The sequence below is a fragment of the Leptospira andrefontaineae genome (assembly GCF_004770105.1).
GTDB lineage: Bacteria > Spirochaetota > Leptospiria > Leptospirales > Leptospiraceae > Leptospira_B > Leptospira_B andrefontaineae.
Genome location: NZ_RQEY01000012.1, coordinates 41,254 through 54,703, shown reverse-complemented (window position 1 = coordinate 54,703; position 13,450 = coordinate 41,254). Strand labels below are relative to the sequence as shown.

Here is a 13,450-nt window from a genome sequence, read left to right as displayed (position 1 = left end):
AATGGGAAAAGTATTCGATTTTTCTCTATTTGGAGTAGGTTCAAAGATCCGGCTTGGTAGAAAAGGAGTTCAATTAAAAACTAACGCTTCTTCCATCGAAGTTCGAAATCCAGACGACTCTGATTTTGCAACGATAAAGGTAGCAAACCCAACCGATAACAAAGACGCTGTAAATCTCGAATATTTACGAAGCGAGGTTCTTGCAAACTGGAACGTCCCAGTTCAAAACTTATCGGAATTGATGTCGATTGCTCCTGAAGATCGAAACGATAAACAAATTCGTGAAGTAGAAGATGAACTCGCATTTTACCAATTTGATACTCAATCGCTCTTGCCTACACCAGATCCGAATGACCCTCTTCGAATCATTAAGCCAAATGATCTTTCTAATTCTTCACCTGGTCGTTGGATTAAAACAACAGCTAGAGTACAACAGCATTCATCCCTTCTTGGATTAGCAGCAGGAAATGACCATCCACAGTATCAATTAAAATCTGAACGAAATATTCCTTTCGGCTATGTTGGGCTCTCTTCCGATACGGGAAATCCAGGAATCGAATTAATATCCGAAAACATTGTTACGATTTCTTCTAAGCTTAGGTCTCTTGCAACTTCGGTTCGGCAGTGGTTCTTACCAGATAAAGAGGGTACTTTAGCTACTGACAATCCATTCCAAGGTGCATCCGAATTGATTTCTGGGGAAAAGGGTCTAGTCCCAACTCCTTTACAAGGAGAGCAGGAATATTTTCTTTCAGGTGATGGAACTTGGAGAGAAAACTTCGGATCGTTAAAGAATACACAGATTATTAATTCGGACTATATTGCTTCTAAATATGAAAGAATTCTTGCAGATGTCACAAGTGGTGGATTCTCTATTACTTTACCTGCTACTCCAAAAAATAATTCCGTAATCGGAATTATAGATATCGCAAATCTTTCGGAAACAAATCCGATCACCCTCTTAAGAAACGGGAAAAATATTCAAGGAATATCCGATGATTGGCAATTAGATCTAAACGGCGGATACTGGGAGCTAACTTATTCCGAATCTCTTTCTTCCTGGTATTTCTTAGATACGCCTTCGTATAACAACCTAAGTTCCGGAGTAAGTGTAACCGATAGTCCTTTGTTTACAGAAGTATCTGTAGCGCCTTCCGCTCGTTCTGTTAAGCAATTTATCGAAACAAAAATATTAGAACTCCTTCAATCAATTTTCCTTTGGATCGGGATTTCGAATGGGGTAGGACAAGCTCCTACGGGAACAATCGCTCAAAGATCCTGGATGGAAGGATCAACCGATTCAACAGGAGTTTGTGCATTAAACTCATCTCTTGGATTAAATATTTTAGACGTTTCTGGTTGGGTCGAAGATGGCTTTGGGAACTGGCATACAGCTCAAACTATTTTCTACGATAATTCCGGAAATATTACAATCGGAATCACAGACGACTCAAATTTTCAAAATAAACCAGTGAGAGTCATGGTCTGGCATAAATGAAATCCTATAGACTTGACTATTTAAAAACAAATCAGATTCGCGAGTATGTAGAGAATCAAATCGGGTTAGAAATATCTAATAGAGAAAGTTCAGACGAAATCCTAAATTCCAAGGTTCAGATTATAGAAGCAGACTTACTTAATAAGATCAGCAATTCCGAAAAAGGGATCCCGGGTGGGATAGCTACACTTGGTCTTGATGGTTTTCTTTCTAATAACCAACGCCCTGCTATCTCAAACCTTGGGGACATTGGACTTTTCGTTTTTCAACCAAACGGTGTAGCAAGTGGGAATATTTATACAAGTTTCACTGAGCTATACACAGCCGTTTCCGGGACTTTAAAAAGATTCCCTAAGACAATCTTTTTTGATTCCAGCTTCTTAGATTATGGAGAAAGGTTTCCTATTCCAGATGGAAATTATGAATTTGATTCAGAAACTATACTTCGTACGGATAAAGGATCTTTATTAAAAAATATCAGTCTTGATTTTAGATCAAACCAAATAATATTTACAGGACTTCCTTCGTTTGAAGATTGCGTACTAGATGTAGTAGGGCGAACGGTTCCGTTATTCTCTAAAGAAATCGCAATTATATTTGGAAAATTTAAAAACTGCCAATTTATTTGGGACAGTACTACTTCATGCTCATTCATTTCACTTTCTAAAGATATTTCGGCACCAATATCATTAGCTAGAATCGAAATATCAAATAATTCAAATACCTTTGATTCTAATTTCTCATTTATAGAAATATATCCAAGCATTTCTGTATATATCGATTGTTTTAATGAAACCCTTATTCAAGGACAGTTCGCTATAATTGGTGGTGGAGGGTCAGGCGGTTACTTAGTTTTTCAACCGGATGCCAGTTCTTTTGTAGAACCAAGTGCGGTCGGTCTATACGGATCGAATGCTGATATTTTTAAAAAATCTCTACGATCTCCAAATTTTGATACTGGAATGGAAAATAGCGGGACGGCCGGATCTGCCGCCGGACTTCCTTCCAATCCGGTAGGCTATTTGAAAATTTACTTTCAGAATTCCTTAAAGGTTATTCCTTTATACGATCCGCCTAGTCCTTAACAAAATTAAAACGTTAAATCGTAGTCTGGTTCCATATTGAAATCTTCCTCGGGTGAATTATAACTATCATTTTCAGGATTTTGATAGTCTTCGTCCTCTTCAAAGCCTTGCTTTCCCGAGCTTAAAACTTGTCCACCTTGGGCTTGGATTTGTCCAAAATACTGTTGGTAAGTAGGATTTAGAATTAAAGCCCCAGACATTTTATATTGTTCAGGATCGACTCCATATAGATCGACTAAAGTGTCACCGATCAGAGGCAGATCGTTTGCCCTTCTAATCTCGTCGATTAGTTTAATATTCGTTACTTCTTCTTTCCATTTAGCGATTTTATCTTTTTCATCTTCCGGATCTTTGCCCACGAATTCTACAACTATCCCGGGGAAATCTTCGTTTCTGAAATCCTTTATTTGTCCAAGAGTATGCTCGAATGAAGTAAGTAGTGCTTTTTCAGATCTTGTTATAGAAATTTTAATCTTATCTCTCGGATTTGCTTCGGACATTGCAGGGGAATTTATTAAATGCAATCCGACTTCTGCTGAATCCATTCCATGACCCATGAGAACAAAGGACACTAACCATTGTATAAAGTCTTTGAAGACCATATCGTTCGGAAGATTTAATGGAGTCCAAGAAACTTCTCCGGCAGAAGTCCCAAGAATTGGGATTTTATGAGAATCATCCATTCCGGAGATCATTTCTTGCCATTGCAGTTCTAAAGATTCTATCGTTTCCGGAGATAAATCTCCAAGAACAGATAAGAAACCCGCCGGTGGTTGCCTTGTGAACCTATCTCTATTAAATTTTAATGTATTAATTACTCCTGTTAAATCTAGTATGCAGGCTTCAAGCGGGGAAAAACCGAACCCACGCATTTGAACATCGGATAAATGATTTTTATGATTCCAAACAATTTCCGAAGCGGAAAACGATTCGACGACAGTGTTATCTATCATCTGAACGTATGCGATAGATTTATCGCCCCTATATCCAATTTTAGGATCTACAGGGAATATCGTAGCGGGATCTAAATATCGAACCTCGATTAATTTTCCTAGAGCATTTCTAATTAACCAAAATGAAATAGAATCTAATGTGAGAGTATCTCGAATCATCATTTCGAAAACGGGAAAGAAATGATCGCGATTCTGCCAACCATCGACGAGATCACCCATTTTCTCGAAGAACTTACCACAGGCTTTCTTTCGAAGTTCTATCTCTTCAGTAACTTCCTCGTCTTCTTCTTCCATGCGGAACCAAAGACCTTCTTTCTTCGAGATACGAGCGAATCTTGAAAGGCCATCCACGCGAACCGTATGGATAGCGGAAATGATTGAAGTGCCGTATGAAGCATTGCGTAAAATTTCGTAGGGAACTCGCCAGATTGGGCGTAGCAGAACTCCATCTCGGATATTTTGATATTGCTGGTAAGTGTAAGTGGGGTTTTTAGAAAGTCTCCCCGCAACTGATTGGGAATTTACTGTATTAAAGAACGATTTAGCTAAGTGAAGTAACCTTTCATTTATTACATTCGCATTGATCGTGTTATCTTGGGTTACTTGTTTTGATTTAGAAAGACGAATTCGTTTTTCTAAATTCTTTTGATAATCTTTTCCCCGTGGCCTTCCTGATCCTAGATTCCCCATTCTTGGAGTATTTCTAGATTTTTTCGTATCAGTGATTTTTTCCGAATTTTTCCGCAGGGAAAAACCAGCTTGATCTTAAAGATAATCGGAAAAGGAGACGTTTACCTTTTATTCCGATATTCATTCATTGCATAGACTTCTAAATAATGAAGTCGTTAACATTTCAGGACTTAGCAAGACTCCAACTCCAAAATCAATTTAATATTCCGGGATCAGTAGAATTAAACGACCCTAAGAAGCTTTATTTCATCACTGCAATTCACGCAACTGGGGCTTGGACAATTCTAGGAAGTACCTTAAACCAAGATCCTAAATTTCGCCCCTTCACTAAAAACGGAACAGGTCCTATTCAATTTCTTTTCCCACTATGTTTGGAAGAAGCCTCCTTTTCTGGAATACTTGAAGTAACAGGCTTCTTTATTCCAGCGACAACTATCGCATGAATTCGACCACTCAAAAAGGCACAGCTTCTCACGCAGGTTTAATAGCCAAAAAAATTCCAGATTCTTTAGGGAGAAATATAACGCATTGGGTAAAACCGGGGCAGGATATACATTCACCGAGAGAAAAAAAGATCCAACAAGCGAAGCAAGAACGAAATAGAATTCAGCATAACGTAAAGAAAGATCCTAAAGTAGAAGCTCAAATAAAAGAAATGACTGATCGTCACCTACAATTTGAAAAAGAAGCAAGGGAACAACGAAGATCCTACGGTTCCAGTCCAAAATTTCCAAAGCCTGGCATGATAATGCGTGTTTATGCGACGGGAAAAGTAAACGTAGGTGGGATGCTTGCTAGAGTAAAAGAGATCGCTGCGGATGGTAAAACGATAATTTGCGAATTTACATCCGGAAAATTTTACTCACTTCCTATAGACCATTTAGAATTCGCAAAATCTGAAATAAGCCATCCGATTATTTAATAAATCATACACTGCGGGATGGCCTTCGGCTTTTCCGGCGATTTAAACAACCAATCCGAGGATTATAAATATCATGATTTAGCTCTAAGAGTATATCCAGAAAGAGCCAGAGATCAAAATACTCTTCTTCCAGAATGGGGTTGTTTAATCCATCCGGATGAATTTCGAAGAATAATGTTTTTTGGAAACGAACCCCTTATCTCAACGAGGGGATCCCAAATTGAAGATTTCCAATTAAAAAACTGGATCGACCAAACCGTTAGGGCATTCGCGCAAGAAATTGAATGGGACATCTATCCCAGGCTATGGCGGCACCGCCCTCTACCTAGCGAAAAGGGAAGATATGATCTTAACCCAACCGGAGAAACTGAATCTTATTCCGAATGGGATGATTTATATGATTACGATTCTACAAAATCGAACTCTTTCCAAGTTAAATTACGAAAGAAACCTCTTTGCAGACTTCATAAATGGGATCTGACATTTCCTTGGACGGGATCAACGTTAATCGATCTAAAAGATCGCGCTGTTCCAAATTATAAAACCGGAATTTTACGCGCCGTTTTTACGAAAGTACCATGGTCAAATTTAGCTCCATCTATCACAGGTATCCAAGCATGGCGCGGGCTTCAAGGTATGAATTCCCTTCCCGGAGCATATAGAATCGATTACACAACCGGATACGATCACGCTTCGCGTGTCCCAGCCGAATTAAAAGAGCAAATTCTTAAACTATTTTGTATTTCCGTAATGTCTAGCTTCGGAGAAGGAGTTATCGGAGGTGTTTCTAACTATTCGATTTCCGTTGGAGTCATTTCAGAAAGCTTAGGGACTTCAATGAGCGCAACATCCGCTCTTTTTGGAGCTAGAATAAATCAAATGACTAACGAACTAAAAGAATGGTGGAAGCGTAGCAAGCATCGCTATTCTCAAATACATTTAGGTTCCCTCGGTTAATCCGTTCTCACCGATAATCTCAAGTCCATGCAATCATTTAGATAGCATGGATCACAAAGCCTTTCTAAAAACTCTAAAGGAAGAAAGTACAAATCTTTACGGAATCAAATACGATAAAGAAGCAGTTTTAATCGGACAGCGAGGGATTTCAATTAAGAATGGATTCGTAACTTTGAACGATGATACTTTCGATCGATTTAATGATTTATTGTTCAATGTAGACAAAGGGGGAGACTCATTCGATTTCCGTGTAGTTACGATGGACCCCGGTAATGTATCCGAAGAAGTTTTAGAAGATTACGGCATTTCCAAAGGTGAAGCACGAGTAGAGCCCGGTATCTATCGTATGAAGATCGGAACGCATCGTGGTCATGTAGCTTTCAATCAAGCATCTGATATCATAGTAAGAAGGGATGCAAACTCAGATCACGTTTGGGACGAAAAAGATCCAGTGTATACTGGTCGCTTCGCTATTAATATACACGCGCAAGGAGTTGATAAGGACTTCGTTGGTCAGTCTTCATTAGGCTGCACTGTCACTAAAGCCACTTGGATAGACTCTGAGTGGTTGGATTTTATTTCTCACATGCAGTTTGCAGAGAAAGTTTCTCGTAATGAGAATCCTTTGTTTAAGGGATTCGTATATGTCGTTCACAACCAAGACGTTGCGAAAAGAATTTTAGGCATATAATGAAAACTAAATCACCCATTAAAGCTGTAGATCTTTTAGAAATGCCTCCGGAGTCGGACAATGCAAAAGATCTAAGATCAATACTCAGTAATTCTATTGTAGTCTCTAAAGACCCTTGGCGGCATTCAAACAAAACATTTTTCCTAGGCCTTGCTATTTCGTTATACGGGTTTTACGTTTTGCAAGCTTTTCCCGAAGCCTCTGTATCGGAAGGTTTCGGAGGTATAAAACTACATGCAATCCTTACAATCTTCGGACTGACATTAATGTCTTGGTACAAACTTTCAGAGATAATTAAAGCGCTCGGAGATTTCATTTCAAAAATACGAGGCAACGGTGTTGGACAAAATCCACCATCGGTAGAGTAGGAATTCGATTTTTAGGAGTTTAAATGGATCAAATTTCGTTATTAAACAAAATCGTTACTTGGATAAAAGGTAACTGGAAGATTCTACTTTTTGTAGTAGCCCTTCTTTTGAGTTACACTAGCGGCTGCATGAATGCGGCTCTGTTGCAGTCTCAAGAATGCAAATCTTCAGGTATAATTAGAGATCCAATTCATTTTACAGAGGATTAGGGTAGTGAAGTTTATTTACTTCATTTTTTCCTTAATACTTTGTAATTGCGTTTCCAATACCCTCAATCTTATCCCCTATGAGCCTAATAAGCATTGCAAAGAACCGATTTATCTTCCGAAAAATATACCAGATTCAAAAGCAATTTCAGTAAAGGGGATAAGATCGATAGAAAAGAATAATCGTGAGTGTCTAGAATACATTCAAGACGTCGCTCTAAACAATACTGAATATGCAAAAAGGAATCGCCCGAATAATTTTCAAGAGAACTTTACAATTTTTTCGTATGGGATATTAACGACTCTAATCTTTGGAGCTATACTTTTACTCTAACCAAAATCACATTTTCATTTTCTTTTTTTGGCAGAGTTTCCTTTTTCTATACGGTTGCGAATATACTTTGCTATTCTCCTTGATTCGCACCCTCGACAACGATTACAAATATATGTAGAATTAAAGTTTGCAGGGAACATATAGAGCGGGAAAAAATTACCACAGTCTTTACATGGCTTTTCCTTACTAAATATTTTCCGTCCAAACACCTGAACCATTCTTTGAATGGAGTCTTTTTGTCTTGGGTGGAATCGATTAGCGGAATCTTTGTATTTTAATTTTTCTTTTCTATATTGTTTAAAGGACATTCTCGGGGTAGGTCTTTTTAAAAGTTTTAGCTTACGTCGTCTATCAACGTAATAAAACCCTGAGTGCTGAGATGGGTTACAATCGCGACAAGTATCGAAGAATTCTCCCGTATTCTTTATATACCTGAATAATCTAAATCCTTTTTTCTCTTTGCATTTTTTGCATGGTATCTTCATACTCGAGAGCCGATACCCATACTTTATATAAGCGACTTCATAAACTTTTAATAAAGCGCCTGATAAATTTCCGTTCTTATCGCTGAATAAATTTACAATTTGTTTATATTCTTCTGGCTCGAACTCGGGCATCCCTTTCGACTCTCGCACTCGGTTAAGTATTTTAAATCTTCTGGTCTCTTCGGCACTCAAAGACGCATTTTTGTATTTCATTTAACACCTTGTCGTTATGTTTCACATAATTATTGTTAGGTGTCAATATAGCCTTTTATTTCTTTTTGTCCATTTAGATTTGTTCGATCTGTGACAATTTTATGATCTATATTATATTTTGGATATATACCTTAGTCGTCTAAGGGGATTATGCGAGATGTGCTATAGGCGCTTGCTCTATAATAAGTTGGCTAACTAGTTGCTATTAACACGTATATTTTTAATTACGAAACTTCATGTCTATTTTCAATTTGACAATAGAGGCAAGAATGCGGTCGATCATTTTGGACGCTAACGAAAATAGAAAAACGGTACCAAATTGGAAAATCCCTTGGCAGAATTTTTCGGCTAATAATGTTCCAAGAAAAGATACTCCAATTATCTTTTTAGAACCATCTGGAACCTATTTCATAGGTAAAATCGATTCTGAAGGTTTAATAAAAGCGTCTGATTCCAATTATATATATTCAAAATTGGAAAGTCAAATTACACATTTTGCATATATAGAGAATATTCGAGATGGATTGATTTCTTTCCCAAATAAACCAGAAATTGACAGATTGATAATTATCAAGGATTTACATGGAACACCTTTCTTAGGTAAGATGAATGAAGATAGCCTCATAGAACGAATTGGTACTGGTTATCGTTATTCAATTCGGGATGGGTTTTTAATTTCTTGGATTTACGCTACTTGTCCTTCAGATTTGAAGGTAAGCATAGACAGATTGAATTAAGTGAGTCTGAAAAACTAATGTCTACAAAGGATTCTCAACCTCTTTTCTTTATTCGGTATGAATCTATACTGGAAAATAATAGAATTCCAAATGAATCCGAATTGTACACATTAGAGGGAGTAGTAAATAGAATTTCGGAATTACACCTGCAAGGGGTAGACACTTCAAAGATAGTAATTATCGACAGTGGGAACGAAATAAGCACAATGGGAATACCGAATAATTCTTCGAAACGGTTCTTTTTAAATGTGCCTGGGGCAATTGGGAAGATTCAATAAAGATTATATTTTAGTCCGAGTCTTCATCAAAATTATCGGATGACATATAGTTTTTAAATGGTTTAGCAGAAAGGAGCCCAGCTACGTACGTTAATGTGCCAGTCAGGATGTACGAACCCATTTGATTTCCTTGCATTACTAGATATCCCGCAAATATTAATACTGCAGCAAATAATCCTAGCCCGATTAAAGTAAGCCGATGTCGTCGATTAGCTGCTTTATCTTCGTGTGCAAGTTCAATATCAATTCTTTTAGTTTCTTCCTGCGCCTCGAACTGAGCGAATTTTAATTTTTCTAATTCTACATCTTTTTTCGCTAATACACTAATTTCATGTGCTCGCAAAAACGCAGAAAGATCAGAATTTATAGGTCCATTATCTTTTGGAGGCTCAGTCATTTGGCAACTCAGGTAAGCTTAAGAAAAACCAAGAACTAAAATCGGATTCCGGTTCTATAATATATTTGGAAACTTTCCTGTTCACAAATCTTTCTACGGATTCAGATCTAACGATAACTCCGCGATCTGAAGACCGTTTATGAGAATGAATTAAGCCGGGTGAAGAAGAAGCTCGTTTGATAATTTCCGAACGGGCTTCTTTTAGAGAGGAAACTTTTTTATCTTTGGGAAGAGTAACGCCTTTGACTACTTTTTCCATTTTGGTCCTGTAAGATTAGATTCGGGGAAAAGGTAGAAGTTTCAACTGGATTTTTATTGAAATTCTTAGCAAATTTTAGTAAAATAGGGGTATATTTGGGTATAAGTTTAGTTTATTCGAGTAAGTTTGCTTTGAATGCTAGCTATTTGACTATGTTCACGGAGAGGTATGATCAAGGCAGATAGGTAACATATACAGAAACCCACATAGGTGACATAATATTCAGGCATTTGGAGGTGTCCAGATGCCTTGGAAGGAGTCACTTGTGATCGAGGAAAGAATCAAATTTATTGCTGCTTTTAAGCGGGAAGAATGGATCTTCGCAGATCTTTGTAAGGAATTTGGCATTAGCCGAAAAACCGGCTACAAGTATCTGGAGCGATATGAAAAAGAAGGAATCGACGGATTAAAAGAGAAGTCAAGAGCTCCAAAAGTTCAACCACTTGAAACACCGAAGCATATCGTAGATCTAATTATTCGAATGCGGGAAGAGCATCCTTCTTGGGGACCTCGAAAGTTACTATGGAGATTAAAAGTAAAATACCATCGAGTCAAGTCTTGGCCGAGTGTAACAACGATTGGGAATATTCTTAAAAGGAAGGGTTTAGTTCGGCAACAACCTCGCAGGAAAAAAACTCCACAGTCTCTTTTTCCTTTTTCCGATGCAATTACTCCCAACGATGTTTGGTGTGCTGATTTCAAAGGACACTTTACTGTTGGCGATGGAATGCGTTGTGATCCGTTAACTATCACTGATGCAAATAGTAGGCTTCTCTTAGATTGTCAGATCCTCAAGAAAACCAATACAGAAAGCGTAAAACAAGCTTTTGAACGTGTATTTAAAGAATATGGATTACCGTTAGCGATTAAGACGGATAACGGAAGTCCGTTTGCTTCTAAAGCTATTGGAGGATTAAGTAAATTATCCGTTTGGTGGTTAAAACTTGGAATTCGTCCGGAAAGAATAGAACCTGGCAAACCTCAGCAGAATGGTCGGCACGAACGAATGCACCGAACATTGAAGCAAGAAACAGCGCTTCCTCCTAGGGCTTCCTTAGAAGAACAACAACAGTCATTCGATAGATTCAAAAAAGAGTACAACGAGATACGACCGCATGAAGCTTTAGGTTATCAAACACCAGCATCAGTCTACATTCAGTCATCAAGACTTTTTCCTTCCAAACTTCAAGAGGTTGCGTATCCAACACATGTAGTAGCAGAGAAAGTTTATGAAAGCGGTTTTTCTCAATACGGTCCTCACAGAGTTTTTTTCGGTGCTCCATTGATTGGTGAGATAGTAGGTTTCGAAGAGATATCGGATCGTCTTTGTCGTATCTATTTTACGAATGCAGTTCTTGGAATATTAGATCTTTATACTGGAAAAGTATTGAAATATGAGAAGCTCACTTATAATCTTTCTTACTAAAAGTGTAACCCATGTGACTGGTTTAAAGTGTTACCTATGTGGTTGATCGTTCATCAAAGGATTCTATCTAATGCGACATAATGTTGATTATCGGAAGTTGGGGAAGTGGTGGTGAAGTTTGAGGTTTTAAACTAATTGCGTAATGCAAACGCGAGACCGCGGCTTTGCGTTATTGCGCCCATGATGCAACCTTCGCCCATGCGCCTAAAGAAGTCTAGGATTTTGTAGTCACTTCGACAAACCTCTTTCCGCTTCTTGTCGTATAAACAGTCTTGTATACAACATGGACAAGATCAATTTCGATTGTATACAATAGAATTTGTGCAGTATACCAAAAAGGTTCCCGCTACGACTTGTAGTAGTTCCTATATTTAAAAGTTCGTATACTTAATTTCTTTTGTATACAGACTTTGAAAAGTGAGCCGAGATTTCGGATGTCCTTACTTAGAGGTGGAGAATAATGCGGACTTACATTTTTCTCCTAAAAGATTTTTGTTCTCTTGGAGACAACGGATAACAGCTGTTCCTCGATTGGAGCAATACTTCTCCTTATCTTCTTTGCAAGCTTCCATTCTAAGTTTTGCTTTTTCTCTGACTTCTTGTAATAGTTCTTTGCAGTCTTCGGAAAGATTTTCCTCATTCTTTTTTAAGCAAGAGAGAATATCTCCTTTGGGACTTTCTTTACAGAATTTTTCTTTATCAGCGCGGCATTGGTCTGCGTGTGGGTGAGCCGCTCCTTCTTCATGAGAACTAACGGAAAAATTGAATAAGTAAAAAAGGCACAAATAAGCCGTAACTACTCTAATTCTGCCTTTATTTGAAGTTCCGAATAACATGGTGACTAACCTCAGTTGAGACCTTAGTCATTTTTGCTGGTTTCTTTTTTTCGAAAAGATAGAATTATATCTGAATCGAAAAACCAAAGTCTAATAAATGTTAGAAAGAAGAAGGACGGCAATGTTACTATTCGTCGGAACTGAGACAGAAAAACCTAAATGTTTCATACTTCGATTAATAATAATGAATCGTACACAAACTTTCTATCATGTGATATTTTTGTATGAGGACGAGGTCATGCTAACGGCTTCCTGTAGTCCTTAGAGGGACAAACTTTGGAAGAGCATTTGAGTCGTTAAGTTGCTTAGTATACTTTAAAGGAGGTTTTGCGAATCTCTTCTGCATAGCCTAGACCAGACAAAGAAGCTTTTTGTTTTTTCCTACAGTAATTTGAAAAAGAGTTTCGGTATTGGTCCAGGTAAGGAACACTATCCACCGACTAAAAGATAAAATAACACCTGACGGTGCATTAGAAATCGCAAGGCAAGGATATGGATTACGAAAAGGAAAAAAAGAAACTCCTCTCTGCGAAAACGCCAGAGCAGTACATTGAATTTTCCATCAAATCAAGACTAGAAGGACCCAAGAAGTCCAGTATTACCACAGAATGGTTAAATAAATCCGGTTATACAATAGATGACATAAAATATGCAAGGAATAGGCATCCTTTTTGGAGAGAGAAAAGAAACAAAGGCTCTTACGAAAGAAACAGCCGTCGTCTAGAATACCATAACTACTATAAGACGGACGAGAAGATCGTTTGGGACGATGCTAAACTTTCCAAGTTTTACGACCTGAATCAGGAAGGAAATGCGGATCATGAGTTGGCTAGACTTTTCAAAACTTCTATTCCAGCTGTGAACCATATTCGCAGAAAGTTCCGTTTTTCCACCATTCTACTAGAATTGGAAAAAAAGAAACCGAACAAGGCTGCTGTTATCAAACTAAGCGGTCATTCAGAGTCTGTTCTGAAACGTTTGATTAAGGAAAAAGGAAAAAAATAAACTTCCTGCCCGTCGATCTTTCCGAAAGACGGGCTTTGTCAATAAATTTCGGGGGAAGGTCCTCCTAAAAGTCCTTCTTCAAGACGAATCTCTCCCCTATTTAATAAACT

Annotated in this window: 15 protein-coding genes; 10 read left to right on the top strand and 5 right to left on the bottom strand. The window is 37.9% G+C overall.

Features of this window, described 5'->3' with window-relative positions; translation table 11 throughout:
* The first annotated feature begins 1 nt into the window (after position 1).
* Both EHO65_RS07245 and EHO65_RS07240 read left to right on the top strand, forming a co-directional pair.
* On the top strand, positions 2–1,498 hold the full coding sequence (locus tag EHO65_RS07245; RefSeq protein WP_135773470.1) for a hypothetical protein: 1,497 nt from the start codon (positions 2–4) through the stop codon (positions 1,496–1,498).
* Positions 1,495–2,583 carry a hypothetical protein gene (locus tag EHO65_RS07240; protein WP_135773469.1) on the top strand — a complete coding sequence of 363 codons (1,089 nt, stop codon included), beginning with the start codon at positions 1,495–1,497 and terminating at the stop codon, positions 2,581–2,583. The genes EHO65_RS07245 and EHO65_RS07240 overlap by 4 nt, the downstream gene beginning before the upstream one ends.
* Before the next feature lie 5 nt (positions 2,584–2,588).
* Here EHO65_RS07240 and EHO65_RS07235 read toward each other — a convergent pair whose 3' ends face one another.
* Positions 2,589–4,226 carry a phage portal family protein gene (locus EHO65_RS07235; protein ID WP_135773468.1) on the bottom strand — a complete coding sequence of 546 codons (1,638 nt, stop codon included), beginning with the start codon at positions 4,224–4,226 and terminating at the stop codon, positions 2,589–2,591.
* A 146-nt stretch (positions 4,227–4,372) separates the two neighbouring features.
* Between EHO65_RS07235 and EHO65_RS07230 the strand changes: the two genes are divergently transcribed.
* Genes EHO65_RS07230 through EHO65_RS07210 form a run of 5 tightly spaced genes read left to right on the top strand, consistent with a single transcriptional unit; the run spans position 4,373 to position 7,164 of the window.
* Positions 4,373–4,669, top strand: a complete 297-nt coding sequence (locus EHO65_RS07230) for a hypothetical protein (RefSeq protein WP_135773467.1) — start codon at positions 4,373–4,375, stop codon at positions 4,667–4,669.
* Positions 4,666–5,148, top strand: a complete 483-nt coding sequence (locus EHO65_RS07225; protein WP_135773466.1) for a hypothetical protein — start codon at positions 4,666–4,668, stop codon at positions 5,146–5,148. Before EHO65_RS07230 ends, EHO65_RS07225 begins: the two co-directional genes overlap by 4 nt.
* Positions 5,149–5,166: 18 nt before the next feature.
* Positions 5,167–6,105 carry a hypothetical protein gene (locus EHO65_RS07220; RefSeq protein ID WP_135773465.1) on the top strand — a complete coding sequence of 313 codons (939 nt, stop codon included), beginning with the start codon at positions 5,167–5,169 and terminating at the stop codon, positions 6,103–6,105.
* 46 nt (positions 6,106–6,151) lie between these two features.
* Positions 6,152–6,796, top strand: a complete 645-nt coding sequence (locus EHO65_RS07215; protein ID WP_135773464.1) for a hypothetical protein — start codon at positions 6,152–6,154, stop codon at positions 6,794–6,796.
* Positions 6,796–7,164 (top strand): hypothetical protein, encoded by a 369-nt coding sequence (locus EHO65_RS07210; protein WP_135773463.1) that lies wholly within the window; start codon positions 6,796–6,798, stop codon positions 7,162–7,164. The genes EHO65_RS07215 and EHO65_RS07210 overlap by 1 nt, the downstream gene beginning before the upstream one ends.
* A gap of 554 nt (positions 7,165–7,718) precedes the next feature.
* Here EHO65_RS07210 and EHO65_RS07195 read toward each other — a convergent pair.
* The gene (locus EHO65_RS07195; protein WP_135773461.1) at positions 7,719–8,402 is read right to left on the bottom strand and encodes a hypothetical protein; all 684 of its coding nucleotides are present in this window, start codon (positions 8,400–8,402) and stop codon (positions 7,719–7,721) included.
* A 284-nt stretch (positions 8,403–8,686) separates the two neighbouring features.
* Between EHO65_RS07195 and EHO65_RS07190 the strand changes: the two genes are divergently transcribed.
* On the top strand, positions 8,687–9,139 hold the full coding sequence (locus EHO65_RS07190; RefSeq protein WP_244243469.1) for a hypothetical protein: 453 nt from the start codon (positions 8,687–8,689) through the stop codon (positions 9,137–9,139).
* Positions 9,140–9,427: 288 nt separating this feature from the next.
* On the opposite strand, the gene EHO65_RS07185 is transcribed toward EHO65_RS07190, so the two are convergent.
* Together EHO65_RS07185 and EHO65_RS07180 are read right to left on the bottom strand one after the other, a co-directional pair.
* On the bottom strand, positions 9,428–9,814 hold the full coding sequence (locus tag EHO65_RS07185) for a hypothetical protein (protein ID WP_135773459.1): 387 nt from the start codon (positions 9,812–9,814) through the stop codon (positions 9,428–9,430).
* The gene (locus tag EHO65_RS07180) at positions 9,807–10,073 is read right to left on the bottom strand and encodes a hypothetical protein (protein WP_135773458.1); all 267 of its coding nucleotides are present in this window, start codon (positions 10,071–10,073) and stop codon (positions 9,807–9,809) included. The genes EHO65_RS07185 and EHO65_RS07180 overlap by 8 nt, the downstream gene beginning before the upstream one ends.
* A gap of 244 nt (positions 10,074–10,317) precedes the next feature.
* On the opposite strand from EHO65_RS07180, the gene EHO65_RS07175 reads away from it, so the two are divergent.
* Positions 10,318–11,499 carry an IS481 family transposase gene (locus EHO65_RS07175; protein ID WP_135773457.1) on the top strand — a complete coding sequence of 394 codons (1,182 nt, stop codon included), beginning with the start codon at positions 10,318–10,320 and terminating at the stop codon, positions 11,497–11,499.
* Between the two features lie 440 nt (positions 11,500–11,939).
* On the opposite strand, the gene EHO65_RS07170 is transcribed toward EHO65_RS07175, so the two are convergent.
* Positions 11,940–12,335 carry a hypothetical protein gene (locus tag EHO65_RS07170; RefSeq protein WP_135773456.1) on the bottom strand — a complete coding sequence of 132 codons (396 nt, stop codon included), beginning with the start codon at positions 12,333–12,335 and terminating at the stop codon, positions 11,940–11,942.
* A 492-nt stretch (positions 12,336–12,827) separates the two neighbouring features.
* Between EHO65_RS07170 and EHO65_RS07165 the strand changes: the two genes are divergently transcribed.
* A complete protein-coding gene (locus EHO65_RS07165) occupies positions 12,828–13,340 on the top strand; it encodes an LB099 family protein (protein WP_135773455.1) in 513 nt (170 codons plus the stop codon).
* The last annotated feature ends 110 nt before the right edge of the window (positions 13,341–13,450 follow it).

Excerpts from the sequence above, each read along its gene's own strand:
- EHO65_RS07245 (WP_135773470.1), top strand. The coding sequence starts at position 2 with ATGGGAAAAGTATTCGATTTTTCTCTATTTGGAGTAGGTTCAAAGATC.
- EHO65_RS07240 (WP_135773469.1), top strand. The coding sequence starts at position 1,495 with ATGAAATCCTATAGACTTGACTATTTAAAAACAAATCAGATTCGCGAG.
- EHO65_RS07235 (WP_135773468.1), bottom strand. The coding sequence starts at position 4,226 with ATGGGGAATCTAGGATCAGGAAGGCCACGGGGAAAAGATTATCAAAAG.
- EHO65_RS07230 (WP_135773467.1), top strand. The coding sequence starts at position 4,373 with ATGAAGTCGTTAACATTTCAGGACTTAGCAAGACTCCAACTCCAAAAT.
- EHO65_RS07225 (WP_135773466.1), top strand. The coding sequence starts at position 4,666 with ATGAATTCGACCACTCAAAAAGGCACAGCTTCTCACGCAGGTTTAATA.
- EHO65_RS07220 (WP_135773465.1), top strand. The coding sequence starts at position 5,167 with ATGGCCTTCGGCTTTTCCGGCGATTTAAACAACCAATCCGAGGATTAT.
- EHO65_RS07215 (WP_135773464.1), top strand. The coding sequence starts at position 6,152 with ATGGATCACAAAGCCTTTCTAAAAACTCTAAAGGAAGAAAGTACAAAT.
- EHO65_RS07210 (WP_135773463.1), top strand. The coding sequence starts at position 6,796 with ATGAAAACTAAATCACCCATTAAAGCTGTAGATCTTTTAGAAATGCCT.
- EHO65_RS07195 (WP_135773461.1), bottom strand. The coding sequence starts at position 8,402 with ATGAAATACAAAAATGCGTCTTTGAGTGCCGAAGAGACCAGAAGATTT.
- EHO65_RS07185 (WP_135773459.1), bottom strand. The coding sequence starts at position 9,814 with ATGACTGAGCCTCCAAAAGATAATGGACCTATAAATTCTGATCTTTCT.
- EHO65_RS07180 (WP_135773458.1), bottom strand. The coding sequence starts at position 10,073 with ATGGAAAAAGTAGTCAAAGGCGTTACTCTTCCCAAAGATAAAAAAGTT.
- EHO65_RS07175 (WP_135773457.1), top strand. The coding sequence starts at position 10,318 with ATGCCTTGGAAGGAGTCACTTGTGATCGAGGAAAGAATCAAATTTATT.
- EHO65_RS07170 (WP_135773456.1), bottom strand. The coding sequence starts at position 12,335 with ATGTTATTCGGAACTTCAAATAAAGGCAGAATTAGAGTAGTTACGGCT.
- EHO65_RS07165 (WP_135773455.1), top strand. The coding sequence starts at position 12,828 with ATGGATTACGAAAAGGAAAAAAAGAAACTCCTCTCTGCGAAAACGCCA.